Source organism: Sedimentibacter sp. (assembly GCF_032080165.1).
Lineage (GTDB): Bacteria > Bacillota > Clostridia > Tissierellales > Sedimentibacteraceae > Sedimentibacter.
Genome location: NZ_DAMASY010000012.1, coordinates 1 through 19,303 on the forward strand (window position 1 = coordinate 1; position 19,303 = coordinate 19,303).

Consider the following 19,303-nt stretch of genomic DNA (forward strand, 5'->3'; position numbering starts at 1 on the left):
CTCGTTTAATATTTTTCCTTGCTCAAGCTTTCGCTTAGCTTTTTTTACTTTGTTTTGTTTGTTCAATTTTCTTAGAACCGCAGTCTCATTCACCAATTTATCTGCTCCTTGCGTCGCATAAATTGGGAATTCGTTGCGAATGACCTACCATCAATTTTTCTCTCCCTTGCGGTCGAAAAAATTGGGTTAGGGCATCTTTTCAGGTTTCTTATGCTGTTTTATTGTCTATGTTCGGTTTTTCGCCGTCTCTTGAGACAGCTTGAACAGTTTATCACATCTTTTTGATGGTGTCAACTGTTAATTTTTTCTTGTTGCTCCCTGCTCTTTTAAGACAGGATTGTCAGTCTAACACGAATCATGTCTTCTGTCAACTGACAATTTTTTCTTATGAAATCCTTCAATCAAGAAAATCAAAGCTTTGTTAGTTTATCACAACTGATTTTAATTGTCAATAAATTTTTTACTTATTTTTCAACTAAATTTTACATTTTTCAAATAAATGCTTTATTATTTTAGCCTACTTGATTACCTTTGTCAATCCCCTATTTTACATTTTATCCAACTCTGCTCTTATACTAAACGCGACAGGATCGTTCGGATTGATTTTTAATGCAGTTTGTATATCCTCTTTTGCTCTGTCTAACTGGTTGTTATGCATATATGCTACTGCACGATTGCAGAACACTTCACAGTTACCCGGGTCAAATCCTAACAAATCCGAAAACAATTCAGATGCTTCTACGTACTTACCCCTACAGAGCTTACATAATCCTAATTCATTTAAGGCATCCTTTTGATTCTTTTCTATTTTTAATACATTTTCAAAATATGTTTCTGCTATATCGTATTCTCCAAGCATTCTATATGCAAGTCCTATAAAAAACAACAAGTTCCACCAGTTTCCGAATTCCTTAGTTAACGGCAACAGTAAATCTAAACCTTTTTCAGGTTGATCTTTCAATATAAGATTATAACCGTTTTCAAAATCAACATATGGCTGCAATTGAATTAGTTCATTTCTTATTTCATCTATTCTCAGAGCATCATCATCATATTCCTGATGTCTCTCCCAAATAAGTTTTGCTTTAATATACTGTTGGCTTCTTTTGTAATAAAATCCTAACTTATAATGTGCCAATGCAGATTTATTATTATAATCTATGCACTTTTCAAAATACTTGTTAGCTTCCTGCAAATAATATCCACTTAATTCATCCTTATCATCAGAATATAACTTAAGTCCCATTTTTTCTAAGACGCAAGCATAAACGAAACAGCTTTTTTCGTTTTCTTCTATATTAATTAATGCCTTACCATAAACTAATCCGTCCTCGTGTTCATTTTCATCGAATTTATTTATACAATATATTATATAAGATGTAACATCAAATTTTAACGCTTCAAAAATTCTATGGTAATCTTCTGAAAATTCAAAATCTATATCAGAGCCAAATAAATAGATTATTCCATCTATTATATTGTTAAGTGAAATACCATCCATTTCTTTTTGCTTCTCTATATCTTTTAATAGATTAGAAACCCTGATTGGTATAGCAAGCTCCTTATCTGATATAAAAATATTGTCCTTAAAATTAATTGATGCTCCTTTTTTTATAGTAATAAATGATATGTCGCTTCTTTTCTTTTCATAAAACTCTTCAAAGAATTTATCTCTTTTGTTCATAATTTATCTCTCCAATCAAATCATTTATGGTATATGTGTTGCATCTGTTAAAAATATTTTCTTTATCCTTGTATATAAATAATGTCGGATTATTATTTATATCAACTATTCTAAAGTCATTTACTATTTTTTCATTTCTCTTTGATTCTTTAAAATACTTAGTTATAAACATTAAATCATTTGCCAGGTGCCTTTTAATGAGTTTGTATTTGTCTTCTGCATTTCTGTTCAAATAATCGGGCAAATCCTCAAACTGATTATTAAAAACATAATCATAGCGCATGGAATGAATAAATTCATCGGTCAATTTATCATTATATTTTATATAATCAAACAATATTTTGTAAAGTTTTTTTCTGCTGTGAGACATCCTGTATAAATCACTTTTCTGCCAGTATATGCTGAAGGATTCATAAAATTCAAAAGCTGATTCAATATATATGTGATTGAATATATAGTTTAATGATTTTTCAAAGTATTTTTCATTGTAATACTTATCCACTATTTCTTCAATATTTTTTAACCTTAATAGTTCATTAAGGGTTATATATTTTGTACAAATTACTTCGTAAGGTGCTGTCTTTCTATACCTGATTTCATGCTTGAATCTATCATTATAAATTCTGGTTCCCTTTAAAACCTTTAAAAATCCAAGCTGTATTTTTTCTGCATTAAGCTTATGAATTCCATCAAATGACCTTTTAAATGTATCATAATTTTCATAAGGTAATCCTGCAATTAAGTCAAGGTGAATATGTATATTGCTGTTTTCTCTTATTTTCTCTATGACCTTATTAAGCTTTTCCACATTCATATGTCTGTTTATTTCAAACAAGGTTGCTTCATTTAACGACTGTACTCCTATTTCAAACTGAAACATATTTACAGGAAGCTTTTTTAAAAAATTAATAAATTCTTCATTTATTATATCAGCAGTTATTTCAAAATGGATTGTCATGTTGTTGATGTTGTGTTCAATAATAAAATCTATTATTTCCATTGACCGCTTATAATCAGCATTGAAGGTTCTGTCCACAAATTTAATTTGTCTTGCCTTTGTTTTTAAGAGCATAGATAAATCCTTCTTTACTCTGTCCATTGAAAATACTCTCATTCTTTTGTCAATTGAAGACATGCAAAAGCTGCAGCAGAATGGACATCCTCTTGATGATTCATAATATATTATTTTATCTTCAAATTTTTCGTCCTCATCATATGGATAATTTATTGTGTCTAAGTTTAGGATGGGTTCTCTCAGCTCATTAATTACAATATTTTCGTTTTCTCTGTAGCTTAATCCTTTTACACTGCCATAATCGGTCTTCTCTTTATAGAATTCCGTAATAAATTCTTTGAACGTAATTTCTCCTTCTCCGGATACAACAAAATCTATATACGGTTCATTTTTCATAAATCTTTCTACTTCAAAGGAAACTTCAGGACCACCGCATAAAAGTTTTACATTCTTGTTTGTTTCTTTAATTATATATGCTATTTCTTTTACGTATTCTACATTCCATATGTATGTTGAAAAGCATATCAAATCAGCATTAACCGATAATATTTCATTTAATATATATTCTAATTTCTGATTGATTGTAAACTCCTTAATTTCAATATTATCATCCTTGCAGTATTTTTTTAAATACCTTACCGCAAGATTAGCATGAATGAACTTTGAATCAAGAGTTACCAGTAATATTTTCATATGTTCACCTTTATTAATCCCGATTTATTTCTTATTATAACTTGTTTATCATCTCTTTTAACTACCATGCATTTCCCTAATAGCGGGTGAGTAAATGAAGAATATTTTAAAAATTCTTTGAATTCAGGCATATTTGCTTGGGGTAATTTCAATTTATCCGGACTGATAATTCCTTTCCTGAGCTTATATAAATATGCCGAAAAACTATTTAGTACTGATTCTTTTTCATTCTCTGTTGTTTCTATGGATTTGCCATGCAGTATATAATTAATTGACTTATACCTATTTATAATCTCTTCAGATAAAATATCGTTGGTTAATAATTTAATTCTTTCTTTTTCGAATTCAATAAAATCGGATTTTTCTATAATAATATTATTTTTTTCTGAAAACTCCTTTAATGAAAAATCAATTATCCTTTCCTTGGTAATTTCATTTATCATTTCATAATCTGCGTTATTATTACTTAAATATACATCTATGGTCGAAGATAATATAATTGCATTTAACAATGAATTTTTATTTGATGAATATATTGTTGCGGTTTTTAAAGCTTCGTTTATTAAGATGTCCCAAATTGTGTTAGCAATCACAATCGGTATTATCTTTGATTCCAAAAGATTATCTTCTTTATTTGAAAGCTTATTATTAATAAAATAATTATCTATAACTTCATCCTCACCATTTTTATATAATTTAAATATTTCAAGCTCTTTTTTATATCTTTCAACCTCAATAAAACATCCTATTTTGTCTTCATAGGGGACAAGTGATTTTACGCTGATTAAAAATAATTGTAAATCTATATTGGGTATTTTATCGCCAAAGTTGTCTTCATAACAATTAATTAATAGATTATATATTTTAGATTGCATCTAACCCTCACAAAAAAATAGAATCAATTACATGACTGATTCTATCAGATTGATGACAAAGTCATCAAGATGGCAGGCTGTTGAAAAAGTTCATCCTGCAAGGCGCCGGAAGACGGGCAACCGCAGCGTATTCAGACATACGTGAGGATTGACCGGCTGAACGGCAACGAAGCAGGGGGGCTTTTTCAGCAGCCTAATAGAATCAATTACTTTGATTCTATTATACATTCAATAAATTTATAAAGCAAATTAAGTATTTAAATTTTCATCAAATGATTTTTTATACTCTGTTGCAAATGTTAATACTCTCTGTGAATAATCACTTTCCGCAGGATTAGAGTTGTTTGACATGTTTTTTTCCATATAATTTACTAAACCCTGCTGTCCTCTGTTGTATGCAGTAAGAGCTTTGTGAATATCCTTGTTGTAAAGATTATACAAATAACTGATTTGAGTTATTGTTAACTCTAAATTATACCTAACGTCAAATAATTTATCCGGATCATATACGTATCCTAAATTCTCAGCAACAGGTTTTGCGGTATTTTCCATGAGCTGTCCCAAGCCACGCTCTCCTGCCTTTCCTTTAGCATACGGGTTGAAATCACTTTCTCTTTTTATAACCCCTAAGACTACAAAAGGATCCAGCTCTTTCTCTTTGCATTCCCTGATTATGAACAGGCAGTCATCATAACTGAAGTTAGTTAACTGTTGTGTATATTCTGCTAATTTTTTTTCCTTTGTTAAAGTATCTTTTAAATTAGATACCAATGATTCTCTTATAAATAAATTTTCCGGTTCAACATAGCTTTGAGACATATCCCCTGTTTCTGCTGCCATAGTCAAATCAACCATCATATAATATGACAGCATACAAATTACAAAAAGAATTGTCAAGTATTTTTCACATTTCATCTTATCACCCTTTTATGTTATATAATTAATTCAATAAGATTATTGCCCGTTATTCAATGGTTTCAGTGGGAGAAAAAACTCCCAATGAAAAAATTAAGTGGAACCCGCCGCATATAAGGCGGGGGACATCTTAATTTAATTATATTTTTACTTTATTTTCAGGTCAATGACGAAACATAACAAATAATGTTGAAAAATGCTACATTCTTTCCGGCGCTTCCATTCCTAACAGCTCCATACCTTTTTTCAGTACGGTATTTACTGTCTTTGTTAACAATAATCTTGCTTTTTTGATTTCATTATCTTCTACTATGATTGGACATTCATGATAAAAACGGTTAAATTCCTGTGCCAAACCAACAATATATCTTGTTATGAAAAATGGCTCGTATTTATCGTGTGCGCCAAGAACCGAAACTTTAAAACCATCTAATTTCTTAATAACATTAAATGCCTCTTTGTCTGTTAATATTGAATAATCAACATTATCATCTACTTTTAGCTCAGCCTTACGAAGTATGCTGCAGGTTCTTGCATAGGTATATTGAACGTATGGTCCTGTTTCACCTTCAAAGCTTAATGTTTTCTCCCAAGAGAAAGTATAATCCTTAATTCTGTTGTTAAACAACTCCTGAAAAATAACAGCTCCGATTCCCACCTGTTTAGCAACCTCTTCTTTATTTTCTAAATCAGTATTTCTTTCGTTTATAATTTCAGTAGTTTTATCAATAGCTTTGTTTAAAACATCCTCTAAGAAAACAACTCTTCCTTTACGTGTTGATAAAACACCATCTTCTAAGCTAACTGTTCCAAACATTACATGAACACAATCATCTGCCCATTCATAACCCATTAAACTTATAATTTTTCTCCATTGCTCAAAGTGTAATTTTTGCGGAGCACCAACAACATATATATTTTTATAGAAATTATATGTTTCTTTTCTGTATTTTGCTGCTGCTATATCCCTTGTAACGTATAGTGTTGAACCATCGCTTTTTTGAACAACCGCATCTGTAAGACCAAACTCTTGAAGCTCTACGATTTTTGCACCTTGCGAGTCCTTTAAAAGACCTTTTTCTTTTAGCTCTTTCATTACAGCAGGCATTTTATCAGAATAGAAGCTTTCTCCTGCATAAGAATCAAATTTTATGTTAAGCATATCATAAACTCTGTTAAATTCCATTAAGCTTACTTCTCTGAACCAATTCCAAAGCTTTATAGCTTCTTCATTGCCGTTTTCAAGCTCTTTAAACCAATATCTCGCTTCTTCCTTATATTCCGGATGTTCTTCAATTTCCTGATTGTATTTCACATACAACTTCAACAACTCCTGAATAGGATTCTTTTCAATTGCTTCAACAATTTCCGGACTTCCCCATTTCTTATAAGCTGAAATAAGCATACCAAATTGCGTACCATAATCTCCTAAGTGATTTATTGTTATGGTGTTGTATCCTAAGTATTTATAAATTTTATAAATAGAATTTCCTATAATAGTAGTTCTGATGTGTCCGATATGGAAGGGTTTAGCAATATTCGGAGATGAAAATTCAACTATAACCGTCTTTCCTTCACCTACATTTGTGCTTCCGTAACTTTCTTTTTCCTTAAATGCCGTTTTTAATATTTTTTCGGCATAATGCTTTTTGTCCACAAAAAAGTTTACGTATGGTCCCATACTTTCTATTTTTTCAAATTCTTCAACACTTCCTATTTTCTCAGTTAGTTCAGCTGCAATAGCCGCAGGTGACTTCCTGTATTTTTTAGCAAATTTAAAACATGGTACCGCAAAGTCTCCCATATCAGGACTTGGCGGTGTTTCTATTAATAAAAGAGCATCCTCTACCGATAAATCCGTTTCTATGGATGTGAAAATTCCAGCAACCCTTTCTTTAAAATCCATAATCTACCTCCAATGGTATTCCTTTTTATGTAATATTATTTCACAATAATAACACAGCACATTTTACCTGTCAATTAAACAATTAATTTGTTACAGGTCCAGCTCTGTTTCTCCGTCACCTTGTGTTATGTGCCATTTATCATGTCCTGTCAATTCCTCCAATGTAACTTTATCAGATAAAACATTTGCAATCATCATATTATTTTTGGGAGGTTTTCTTGTAATCATAAAACCATTACTTAACAGCACCTTTTTATATTCACCATACAAGCCTGTTCCGATTACCACATACTCTAAGCCATTGTCATAACAATATTTTGAAACACCGTTAGCCAATGATTTTATGTATCTTTCATTTGTAGGGTCTGTGAAAAACTCAACTGCAGATGTCATTTTAGAACCATTTGCAATAGAATTATGTAATATAGCAAATCCTATTATTTCATTATTTAATTTCATTAGTACAGTCACGTAATTAACATCAGGTCTTATATTATATCTGTAGTTACAATATTTATAATCTCTCACAAGAAGCACCTTGTATTTTGATTTGAATTTATCCCAGCATTCTTGTATATCTTCAGGAACTTCATTTAAAATTTCAAATTTAATTTCTTTGTCCATCTGCATTTTCAGCTTATTCTTCATGTACATTGAATAAACTGAATTTCCTAAAGCTGCTATGCTTCCTATTTTTATTCTTCTTCTTAAAATGTTGGTTATCAATATGGGTTTAACATACACTTCTTTTTCAAACAATGTAGGCCATCCAAATCTTTGATAAGCAGGATATGACTGGTCGTTTGCAAGTCCTATAATTACATCTACACCATCTTTCAGACCTCTTTCGCAGGAGTTTTCAGTCATCATTCTGAAAATTCCCTGTTTCTTGTAATCAGGATGAGTCATTGATTTTACCGAATGAGCCGTAAGCAGTACCTTACCGTTTACATACAGTTCATTTGGCAAAAGACCGTCACAACCTATAACCTTATCTCCTTCTTTTAATAAATACATCATATTGCCTGATTTATTGTAAGGGTTTTTATCAAAAAGCCATTCATACATTTCCTTTTTACTGTTTGTATTTTCACCAAAGGATATTACGGATAATTCTTCAAAAGCTTCAAAATCTTTATCCATATCCAATCTTACTATTTGTCTATCCATACGACCTCCAAACACAGTTTTTCTTATGATTATTGTATTTTATGCTTTTTATTCTTTATTATAATGTTTTATATTTATAAATGCAAAAGTTTATTTGAATTTCTTTTACATATCCATACTTTTTTTAAATTCAAGTTTGACATATATATTAAATTTTTGTATAATATTTAAAAAAAGAAAGGTAACATGTGGAATGATTAGATAATTTACTTTTAATTGTGTAAATGAATATTAATGAAATAAGCCCATGCGGTTTATTTTGTGATTTTACTATTGAGAGTGATTATATTCCATACCTTTATTATTATATTGAAGATATTATTGTGTAAAATAATTTTTACACTGATATTCTTTTATGGAAACTAATTTTCTCTCTATTTTAAGGAGGGATTTTTTTATGTCATTAATAAGTGTAAACAATTTAACCTTTGGATACGAAGGAAGTTATGAAAATATATTTGAAAACACATCCTTTGAAATTGATACCGATTGGAAGCTTGGCTTCATCGGAAGAAACGGAAGAGGTAAGACCACATTTTTAAAATTGTTAATGGGAAAATACAAATACAGCGGCAGCATAACAAGCTCGACAAATTTTGATTACTTTCCTTTTGAAACAAATGGAGAATTAAAAACAATAGATGTTGCAAAAAACATTATAGCTACCTTCTCCCTATGGGAAGAAGAAATGAGTAGATGCATAGCTAAAAATACTGAAAATTCAATGATTCGATATGGCGAGCTGTTAAATCTTTTTAGTTATAATGATGGTTATATCATAGATGAGCTGATTGAAAAGGAAATCAGAAAACTAAAAGTTAATGCTGATGTCCTTTCCCGAAAATTTAATACTCTTAGCAACGGAGAAAAAACTAAGGTAATGCTTGCTGCTTTATTTTTGAAAAAGAATAATTTTTTGTTGATTGACGAACCGACAAACCATCTTGATCAAGAAGGAAGAAACTGTGTTGCCGAATATTTAAATCAAAAGAAAGGATTTATTTTAATTTCCCATGACAGACATTTTTTAGATTCTACGGTTGACCATATACTTTCAATAAATAAATGCAATATTGAAGTTCAAAAAGGCAATTTCAGCAGCTGGCAAGAAAATAAAAGCAGGAGAGATAATTTTGAAATCAATCAAAATGAGAAACTAAAAAAAGAAATAAATCAGCTTGAAGAAAGCTTTAGAAGAACAGCCGGTTGGAGCGACCTCGTAGAAAAATCAAAAATAGGAACACACGTATTTGACAGGGGCAGTGTCGGTCATAAGGCTGCAAAAATGATGAAAAGGGCGAAGGCAATTGAACAAAGAAAAGAAAAATCAATAGATGAAAAAAAGAAGCTGCTTAAAAATATTGAAAAATATGATGCTTTGAAATTGATTCCTCAGGAATACCACAAAGATATCTTGATTAATGCGGATAATCTGAGCTTAAGCTTCGGTGAAAGAAAAATTTTAAGCAATGTAAGCTTTACCGTAAAACGTGGGGACAGGATTTCTATAAAAGGAAAAAACGGTTCCGGAAAATCCAGTTTAATAAAAATACTCTTGGGCGAAATTAAAAACTATGATGGGACTCTGAATATGGGAAGTAATCTCAATATTTCATTCATTCCTCAGGATACATCATTTTTGAAAGGAACATTCCAGAATTTTATTGTGAACGAAAATATCAATGAGAGTATATTCAGAACTCTTTTGGCAAAATTGGATATGGATTCCGAGAATTTTGTTAAAAATTTGGAGGAATTAAGCGAAGGACAGAAAAAGAAGGTATTGATAGCTAAAAGCTTATCTCAAAGCTCTCATATTTATATATGGGATGAACCCCTTAATTTTATAGATGTGTACTCAAGAATTCAAATTGAAGAGCTGATTAAGACCTTTGAGCCAACCATGATTTTTGTTGAGCATGATTTTACATTCAGCGAAAACATTGCTACACAAAACATTGAACTATAGCTGTTGATAAAATAGGCGGAACCCAAAGGTTCCGCTCAGGCTGCTGAAAAAGTCCCCCTGCTTCGTTGCCGTTCACCCGGTCAATCCTCACGTATGTCTGAATACGCTGCGGTTGCCCGTCTTCCGGCGCCTTGCAGGATGAACTTTTTCAACATCCTATCATCTTGATGACTTTGTCATCAATCTGGGCGGAACCCAAAGGTTCCGCTTATTTATATAAATCTCTATTTAAATGTTACCACTGTTACTCCGTCACCGCCTTCGTTGAAGGTGCCTAATCTTGATTCTTTTACGTGTTTGTGTTTTTTTAAGAATTGGGTAACACCCTCTCTCAAAACACCTGTTCCTTTACCGTGAATAACCTGAACTTCGTTTAAATTGGACATGAAAGCATCATCTAAATATTTGTCAAGCTCAAGGATTGCTTCATCTAAGTTTAATCCCCTTAAATCTATTGCAGGATTGATAGCGGAGGTTTTTAATTTTATCATCCGTGAAGTGTTTGTTTTTTGTTTTTTTTCTTCGTCAGATTTGATTTTTATTAAATCTGATTTTTTTACCTTTGTTTTAATTAAACCTATTTGAACCATTACATTTTGAGAATTATCAACATCCGATATTATGTGACCCTTCTGATTTAAGCTTCTGACTAATACCGCATCACCGTTTGACAAAGGAGTTTCATCATCGTAATTATCATCCTCAAAAATTTGCTCGGTATATTGGTTTTCTTCAAATTCCTTGGTTTTTTCATTTAAGCTTTGTCTCAGCTCATTAACTCTTCGGACTTTGTCCTTATCCATATCTAAGCTCAGCTTTCTGAGCTCCTTAATAATTTCTGCCGCTTCTTTCTTTGCACTTTCTACTATTTTTCTTGCCTCATAGTTTGCTTCATTAACCATTTTCTCACTTTTTTCGAGAGCCTTTCTTTCTTTGGCAAGGAAGCTTGCATGCTTTTTCTGACTTTCTTCATTTAATCTATCAATTTCACTTTTCTTTTCTTCAATATATATACGATTTTCCTCTATTTGCTTTAATGCATCTTCAAATTCAACCTTATCAGTTTCAATAGTTCTTTTGGCTTTATCAATAATATTCTGACTTAATCCTAACTTTTTGGAAATTTCAAAGGCATTGGATTTTCCGGGAACTCCTATCAAAAGCTTATAGGTTGGGCTTAATGTTTCCACATTAAATTCAACACTTCCGTTTATTACCCCTTCTGTCGTCAATGCATACAGCTTCAACTCACTGTAATGGGTCGTTGCCGCCGTTATAATTTTTCTATCATGCAGAGTGTCAAGTATGGAAATTGCAAGAGCTGCACCCTCTGTTGGGTCTGTTCCTGCTCCTAATTCATCAAACAGCACAAAAGATTTATCATCAACCTCTTTCATTATTTTTACGATGTTAGTCATATGAGAGGAAAAGGTGCTTAAGCTTTGTTCAATGCTCTGCTCATCCCCGATATCAGCATAAACAGCACTAAAAACGGATATTTCTGTTCCGTATTCAGCAGGCAGATGAAGTCCTGCCATACCCATAAGCGAAAATAACCCTAAAGTTTTTAACGAAACAGTTTTTCCCCCTGTATTAGGTCCTGTTATAATTAATGTGGCAAATTCATCACCGATCCACGCATCTATGGGTACAACAACATTTTTATCTATTAAAGGATGTCTTCCTTTCTTGATACGAATATATCCTCTGTCATTAAGCTTCGGCTCAACAGCATTTATACTGACGGCGAATTTTCCCTTTGCAAATATGAAATCAAGCTCCTTCAGTATATCTTGATTGGTTAACATTTCATTTGCAATTTCACCAATCATTCCGCTTAATTCCAACAGAATTCTTTCTACTTCCTTTTTTTCAGCCAACTTTAATTCAGATATTTCATTTGTCATTTCTACAATTGCAATCGGCTCAATAAACAGTGTGGAACCTGTAGATGACTGGTCATGTATAATTCCCTTTATCATGCTTCTGTATTCTTTGCGGACAGGGATTACATATCGGTCATTTCTCATAGTGACAATATTTTCTTGAAGATACTTCTGAATTGTGGAAGAGCTTACTATCTGATTAATTTTGTTTTTGATAGCATTTTGTTTTATTTGCATTTCTCTTCTTATCCGCTTTAAATCCGGGCTCGCATCATCTGCAATCTCTTCTTCACTGATAATAATATTATATATTTTTTCTTCTATATCTTTATTTGTATAAATTCCATTACACAAATCTTCTAAAATTTCGTAGCTTCTTTCTTCTTTATTGTTAAGGAGAACATAATTTTTTACTAACCTTGCCGCTCTTAAAGAATCAGCACAGCTTAACAGACCTCTGAGAGATATAATGCCTCCTACAGAGCCTCTTTTAACGTATTCCTTTATTTGGGTAAGGCCGCCTAACGGAGGAGCTCCTTTTTCTATTATTATAGAAACACTTTCCGCAGTTTGTTTCTGCTTGAATTTAACACCCTCTAAATCAGATGAGGTATCAAGTTTTTTAGCTTCTTCTTTTCCTAAAGATGTTTCAGCATACTCTGCAAGTTTTTCTATAATTTTATCAAATTCCAAAACTGATTTTGATTTTTGTTTCATGTTTTTTACCTCTGTTTTTTTATTAAAGAGAAATCCTTTGTTAACACTCAGGATGACGTAAAACCTAATTGAGATCCTTCACTGCGTTCAGGATGACATATAAGCTATTGTCAAATTCGGGGGACATTCCTTAAATGCTTGCCCCAAAGACATTCCCTTCATTTAAGGTGTGTCCCCATACCTCTAAAGGATATTTTTCAAATAATGACCTCGAGTAAAGCTGTTTTCCTTTAATATGTTTGCCGTTTTAACTCCGTTTATTTCACAATACAATGTATCAATTACATCCTCTGTATTATCAAGCCATTTTGTATCAACCATAAAATAGTCAATATTTTTGTCTGCAAAGTCCTCAGTCTTTCCTAAAATGGATAGCGGAACACTGTTGTATATATGTGTTAACCTGTTATCCCTTTCTATATTAAAATAAACACCTTTTCTGTCTTTCAAAGAATATTTGTTTCTGTGCTCACAAGTGCTGCAATCCTGTAAATTTTTGCAGTTTTTAATTAAAGACATGGGACAGTTTTTCATAACCATAAGCTGCAAATATTCATGTGACTTGATTTCTGTCTTAATAGAAGTATTATTATTTATACTTTCCATATCTCTTATGTTTGATTCCGCTGAAAGTGTTAAGCTTACTGCACCGTTTTCTTTTAGAAGTTCTGTTGAAAATGAATTTATTACGTTAAAAAATGAGCCGCAATGAATTTTTAAGCTGCTGTTTTGCTTAAAAAAGTAGAAGCTTCCTGCATTGTTAACACAAACACCGTCAAATATTTCTTCGTATAATTTTAAATTACTTTTAAATTCATTGTATTGTGCCATCGAAACTATATTCGGTATAAATAAATATTTTTCCTTAATGCTGATTTTTCCGGCTAAATCCAAATTCAAATTATAAGGTACGTAAATTCTGTCTACCTTATGATTATCTATTAAATTAAAATCCTCATCACTGTTTATTTTGACACTTATTTTAGGTTTGCTAATTTTACCTGTTTTATCGAAGCTAAAAACTTCATTGCGAGTAAAATGAATCGGTTCTCTGTTATAGACAATTGCTCCCTTTTCATAAAGCAGTTCCGTTGCAGCTCTTCTAAGTTGATTTAGTGTGCTTTTTCTGATAAAAACATTGTCTTGCTTTTCTATTTTTAATTCCCGCAGTTCATAAATTGTATTGCCGAGCTTACCTAACTGCTCCTTAATAATATCCTCTGTTACGGCGTTTTTTAAGCTGCTTTCACATGGCTCCTCACTTTTAACCAATACATTATTCTTACCGTCTGAAGCAAGCAGTTCCGCTTTTTCACCAATTTTTAATTTTATTTCAAATTTTAATACATTTCTTTTATACTCTGAAAATTCATGAGCTATATCATTATTTTCTTCTTCTATTTCATCAATGTTTTCACCCTTAACACCTGAACTAAGCCTTGCAAACATTTCATCGTCTTTGTTTGGTTTAAGGTATGAATTCGTATATCCTCTGCTGAAGGTTGACACGGCTCTTTCTCTAAGAGTACTTATATCTGTCTGTGTACCCTTGTAATAATCATCAATTATCTGTCCATAATATTTAACCACCTCGGAAGTATACAAGGGACCCTTCATACGTCCTTCAATTTTAAAGGTAGCAATTCCCGCGTCTATTAATTCATGAACCGTTTCCCCTGCCATGAAATCCTTTAGGCTGAGAACGGGCGCCTCATTAAATTCTTCTGACAATTCACCTTTTTCCTTATCATAAAAGCTGTAATTCAGCCGGCATGGCTGTGCGCATTTTCCTCTGTTGCCGCTTCTGCCTCCTAAGAAACTTGACATATAGCATTGACCTGAATAGCAGGTGCACAGAGCACCATGTATAAAAATCTCCAGGTCTGCATCAGTATTTTTAACTGTTTCTCTTAATTGCGCTAAGGACATTTCTCTCGCTAAGATAACCTTTTGTACATTGTACTGCTCAAAGAATTTTACACCGTATTCATCATAAACGGCTCCTTGAGTGCTTATATTTACAGGTAATGCAGGCATATATTTTTTTAGTAAATACAACAGTCCTAAATCCTGAACGATTACGGCATCTACGTCATTTTCATATAAAAATTCGGCATATCTTAATGCATCAAAAATTTCCGTATCCTTTAATATTATGTTTAAGGTAACATACACCTTTACATTTTTATTGTGTGCATATTTTATAACATGCTTCATTTGTTCATCATCAAAATTCTGAGAATTATGTCTTGCGTTAAATAATTTTCCTCCTAAGTAGACTGAATCCGCACCGCTGTTTACAGCAGCATAAAAGGATTCAATGCTTCCCGCAGGGGCTAATAATTCTGCTTTTCTTATCATTTTTTCTCCTGTTTTTAAAAAGGAACGCATAAGAAGCGTTCCGTAGTCTGTTGAAAAAGTTTAAACAGAGGTTTCTCTATCGAGCAAATCCAACAATTCCATATTATCTTTTTTCAGCTTCGTTATTTCCAATTGATTTTGAAAATTTTCTGCTTCTTTTCGGTTTAATTTCTCCTGAAGCTCGTTAATCGAGTTCATCAAATTTTCTTTGTCATTGTTAAGCATTAGCAACTCTTCTAAGTATTTTTCCCTCTCATCATTTATTATATCATATTTTTTCTTTAATTCATCGGCACTATACTTATATTCAACTATAGCTTTATCCTTGCCGTTGATTATTCCGTCTTTTTCATATATTTTATTTTGCAATACATTTATTTTATTATTAAGTGATTCGATATCGCTTTGCTTTGATTCGATTATTAAATTTAATTTTTGATTTTCATCATTAATATTATAAATTTTTTGAGTTTTCTCATCGCCTGTACTCTTTAAATCTCTGATAGCTTTTTCAAGCTGAAGAATCGATTGTTCTTTTTCATTAAGCTTTAATTGAAGCTTAGAAATTCTTCCGTTTAAGCTGCTCTTTGTGTTATTCATAAAGCTTAACTCTTTCGTAAAGTTTTCGCGCTCAATTCTAAGCTCTTCTATAGCTTCCTCTAATTCTTCATTTTTATTTTTTAATTCATTAATGAGCATTTCACTTTTTAATAATTGCTGCTCTTGTTCATTTATTTTATCCTGTTGCTTCGAAATTTGACTGTTTAAATACTCTCTATCATTATCTCTTGCTAAAAGCTTTTCTCTGTATCTTTCCTTTTCTAAAATTGCTTCTGAAGCTTCTTTTAGCGTCTCTTCTTTTTCTCTTATTGCTACTTCTTTTTCCTGTTTTAAATTCTGTATTTCTTCGCATATTTCTTTTTTATAATCATTAATTTCATTATTCAGCTTAATATATTTATCGACTATTACAAAGGAAGACAAAATTAATTTGTCAATCTCATTAAATCTTTTATTTGAATTAGTAATTATATTAATTTGTTCGTTTATGATATTTTCTATGTTTTTTACATATTCCGGACTTTCATCTGTTCTTACATTATATTTTTTATCACCAATTACAATTTCAATTTTATTCATATGCAAACCCCTTTATATTTTTCTTTTGACATTCTGAATAATTTATACTCAATTGTTAATTTTTTTTAATGTTATATTTATATTAATGTATACTACGCTTAATTTCAATAGGAAATAAAAATTTTTTAATCATAGGGGAATGCATCAAATGTTCTTACAATTTATTATGATAAATTTCGCATTGCTTTATAAAAGTTCTAAAAATATCGGCAAATATCGGAAGCCTGTTGTACATAACTTCAGGATGCCACTGAATACCTACTGCAAAAGTTAAATCTTGTGATTCAATACATTCTATAATTCCATCTTTTGCAAAAGCAGTCGGTCTATATCCTTTGGCAACTTCCTTAACACTCTGATGATGATATGAATTCGTTTTAAGCTCTTTGACCTTTAAAATTTCATACAGTTTAGAATCAGTATCGATATCTACATTGTGATATTCATAAGAACCGAACAAGTCATAACTATGGCTGTTAGCTCCCTGTACCTGAATGTTAATATCCTGATACAAATTACCTCCGTCTGCAACATTCATAACCTGTGTACCTCTGCAAATACCTAATATGGGTATGTCCTTTTTTACTGCATTGCGATAGAGCTTCATTTCAAATTCATCTCTTTCACAGTCTAAACGACCTATCTCTTTAATTGGATCTTCACCATAATAATGTGGGTTTACATCATTACCTCCGGTAAAAAGTATTCCGTCTACCATTTCCAAATACTTTTCAATAATTACGTCGTCACTTGTTATCTGAAACATGAAAGGAATTCCTCCATTATCAGAAATTGACTTTAAATTCCATTCGTTTAACCGTTGATAATAATACCCGTTATTGTATTCACTATCGGTTGTTATTCCAATGACTGGCTTCATTACATCCTCCATTTATTATTTATATGATCAGCTATGCTTTCCGCATCTAATCCATTTGCCTTAAGCAATTCTTCTACGCTTCCATGCTTTGTAAATTCATCAGGAAGAGTTTTTAACAGAACATCCACATCATCAGTAATTATTGTTTTTATTAAAGAAGCAATACCATATGAAGAACCCTCATCTATAATAACAATTTTTTTCGTTTTACTGACTGATGTATTAAGTAAATTATCATCCAATGGTTTAATGAACCGAAGATTAATTACCTCCGCATCAATATTTCGTTTTGCCAAAATTTCGCTTACCTTAATTGCTGTTTCTACCATTCTACCCGAACAGGCAATTGTAATATCTCTACCTTCCTTAACTATTACACCTTTACCTTTTTCTATTAATACATTACTGTTATTGATGGTTGACGCTGAATTTCCTCTCGGATATCTTACAGCGATAGGACCATCATATTCATTTATTGCAAATGTAAGCATATTTTCGAATTCGGCATAATCAGCAGGTGCCATTATAATCATGTTAGGTATCTGACTTAAAAATCCTTCATCAAAAACACCATGGTGAGTTTCCCCGTCATCTCCCACAAGCCCTGCCCTATCAACGGCAAACACAACATGAAGATTTTGAAGTGCCACATCATGGATTATCTGATCGTATGCTCTTTGTAAAAAGGATGAATAAACTGCTACCACAGGAACCATTCCGTTTGCAGCAAGTCCCGCAGCCATAGTTACAGCATGCTGTTCCGCAATACCCGCATCAAAAATTCTATCAGAATATATTTTTGCGAATTCCGTTAATCCGGTGCCATCTGTCATTGCAGCCGTAATCGCCACTACATTTTTATTTTCTTCGGCTATTTCACATAGTTTTCTTCCGAATACCTTAGAGTATGTGGGTATATCGGATTTTTTCAAGCTTTCTCCTGTTACCACATCAAAAGGAGATACTCCATGATATTCATCGGGTCTTGTTTCAGCATATTTATAACCCTTGCCCTTCTTAGTAATTATATGCATTATAAGGGGTCCATCTATGTTTTTAGCCGCTTTAAAGGATTCTAACATTTCCTCGGTATTATGTCCGTCAATCGGTCCCATGTAAGTAAGACCTAATTCTTCAAACAGCATTCCGGGAATGAACATTTTTTTAATTCCGTCTTTGGTTCTTTTTAAAAAAGATTTAATAGTTTTTCCTACTACAGGCATATCATTTAACAGCTTTTCAATATCCTTTTTTGTTGATAAATATCTCGAGCTTGTTCTTATCATACTAAGATAGTGTGACATACCTCCAACGTTTGGAGATATGGACATTTCATTATCATTAAGTACGATTATAAGCTTGGTATTGCTTCTGCCTAAATCATTCAGAGCTTCAAATGCCATGCCGCCTGTAAGAGCACCGTCACCGATCACGGCAACAACTTCATATTTTTCCTTTTTTAAGTCTCTTGCTCTTGCAATTCCCATTGCAGCAGAAATAGAAGTACTGCTGTGCCCTGTGTCAAAAACATCATAACAGCTTTCGCAGCGTTTAGGAAAACCACTTAAGCCGTTATATTGCCTTAACGTAGACATTTTATCTTTTCTGCCTGTAATTATTTTATGAATATAGGATTGATGACCTACGTCCCATATGATTTTATCAATAGGTGTATTAAATGAATAATGCAGCGCAACTGTTAACTCCACTACCCCTAAATTAGAAGCTAAATGTCCGCCTGTCTTTGAAACAGATTCAATTATGTATTGTCTTAATTCGTTGTTTAATATATTTAATTCTTCATTGTTTAATTTTCTTAAATCCTCAGGAAAATTAATACTATCCAATAACTTCATTATTTCCTCGCATTATAACAATTTTAAAATCAAGCTTTTCATTACTCATAATTATATATTGCTTACATAAATATGTCAAAACGATTTATTCATATTAATTTTTTATGACTCTTCTTCAAAAAATATACTGTACTTTTTTGGGATAATATTGTATCATATTTAGTATATTTACAGCAAATAGTGTGGCATAATTAAAAATTAACAGTAGGGAAAACTAAAAAAGCAAATTATAATTT

General features: G+C 31.8%; 12 protein-coding genes. 1 reads left to right on the plus strand and 11 read right to left on the minus strand.

Annotated elements, in window-relative coordinates; translation table 11 throughout:
• Positions 1-547 precede the first annotated feature (547 nt).
• From RT412_RS14280 to RT412_RS14305, 6 genes are all read right to left on the minus strand, one after another.
• Entirely contained in the window at positions 548-1,684 is a 1,137-nt protein-coding gene (locus RT412_RS14280; RefSeq protein WP_313342539.1) for a tetratricopeptide repeat protein, read from the minus strand.
• Positions 1,668-3,392 carry a DUF4080 domain-containing protein gene (locus RT412_RS14285; protein WP_313342542.1) on the minus strand — a complete coding sequence of 575 codons (1,725 nt, stop codon included), beginning with the start codon at positions 3,390-3,392 and terminating at the stop codon, positions 1,668-1,670. Before RT412_RS14285 ends, RT412_RS14280 begins: the two co-directional genes overlap by 17 nt.
• Positions 3,389-4,267: a hypothetical protein gene (locus RT412_RS14290; protein WP_313342545.1), complete on the minus strand. Its 879-nt coding sequence runs from the start codon at positions 4,265-4,267 to the stop codon at positions 3,389-3,391. The genes RT412_RS14285 and RT412_RS14290 overlap by 4 nt, the downstream gene beginning before the upstream one ends.
• Before the next feature lie 249 nt (positions 4,268-4,516).
• Positions 4,517-5,182 (minus strand): transglycosylase SLT domain-containing protein, encoded by a 666-nt coding sequence (locus RT412_RS14295; RefSeq protein ID WP_313342548.1) that lies wholly within the window; start codon positions 5,180-5,182, stop codon positions 4,517-4,519.
• 199 nt (positions 5,183-5,381) lie between these two features.
• Positions 5,382-7,091: an arginine--tRNA ligase gene (argS, locus tag RT412_RS14300; RefSeq protein WP_398439564.1), complete on the minus strand. Its 1,710-nt coding sequence runs from the start codon at positions 7,089-7,091 to the stop codon at positions 5,382-5,384.
• Positions 7,092-7,178: 87 nt separating this feature from the next.
• Positions 7,179-8,258, minus strand: a complete 1,080-nt coding sequence (locus RT412_RS14305; RefSeq protein ID WP_313342554.1) for a GNAT family N-acetyltransferase — start codon at positions 8,256-8,258, stop codon at positions 7,179-7,181.
• 397 nt (positions 8,259-8,655) lie between these two features.
• Between RT412_RS14305 and abc-f the strand changes: the two genes are divergently transcribed.
• Positions 8,656-10,227: a ribosomal protection-like ABC-F family protein gene (gene abc-f, locus RT412_RS14310; protein WP_313342557.1), complete on the plus strand. Its 1,572-nt coding sequence runs from the start codon at positions 8,656-8,658 to the stop codon at positions 10,225-10,227.
• A 224-nt stretch (positions 10,228-10,451) separates the two neighbouring features.
• Here the strand turns inward: abc-f and RT412_RS14315 are convergent, their stop codons facing one another.
• From RT412_RS14315 to dxs, 5 genes are all read right to left on the minus strand, one after another.
• On the minus strand, positions 10,452-12,830 hold the full coding sequence (locus RT412_RS14315; RefSeq protein ID WP_313342560.1) for an endonuclease MutS2: 2,379 nt from the start codon (positions 12,828-12,830) through the stop codon (positions 10,452-10,454).
• A 183-nt stretch (positions 12,831-13,013) separates the two neighbouring features.
• Positions 13,014-15,191: a U32 family peptidase gene (locus RT412_RS14320; RefSeq protein ID WP_313342563.1), complete on the minus strand. Its 2,178-nt coding sequence runs from the start codon at positions 15,189-15,191 to the stop codon at positions 13,014-13,016.
• 60 nt (positions 15,192-15,251) lie between these two features.
• A complete protein-coding gene (locus RT412_RS14325; RefSeq protein WP_313342565.1) occupies positions 15,252-16,331 on the minus strand; it encodes a cell division protein ZapA in 1,080 nt (359 codons plus the stop codon).
• Between the two features lie 154 nt (positions 16,332-16,485).
• Positions 16,486-17,211 carry a gamma-glutamyl-gamma-aminobutyrate hydrolase family protein gene (locus RT412_RS14330; RefSeq protein ID WP_313342567.1) on the minus strand — a complete coding sequence of 242 codons (726 nt, stop codon included), beginning with the start codon at positions 17,209-17,211 and terminating at the stop codon, positions 16,486-16,488.
• The gene (gene dxs, locus RT412_RS14335) at positions 17,211-19,067 is read right to left on the minus strand and encodes a 1-deoxy-D-xylulose-5-phosphate synthase (RefSeq protein ID WP_313342569.1); all 1,857 of its coding nucleotides are present in this window, start codon (positions 19,065-19,067) and stop codon (positions 17,211-17,213) included. The genes RT412_RS14330 and dxs overlap by 1 nt, the downstream gene beginning before the upstream one ends.
• Positions 19,068-19,303 lie beyond the last annotated feature (236 nt).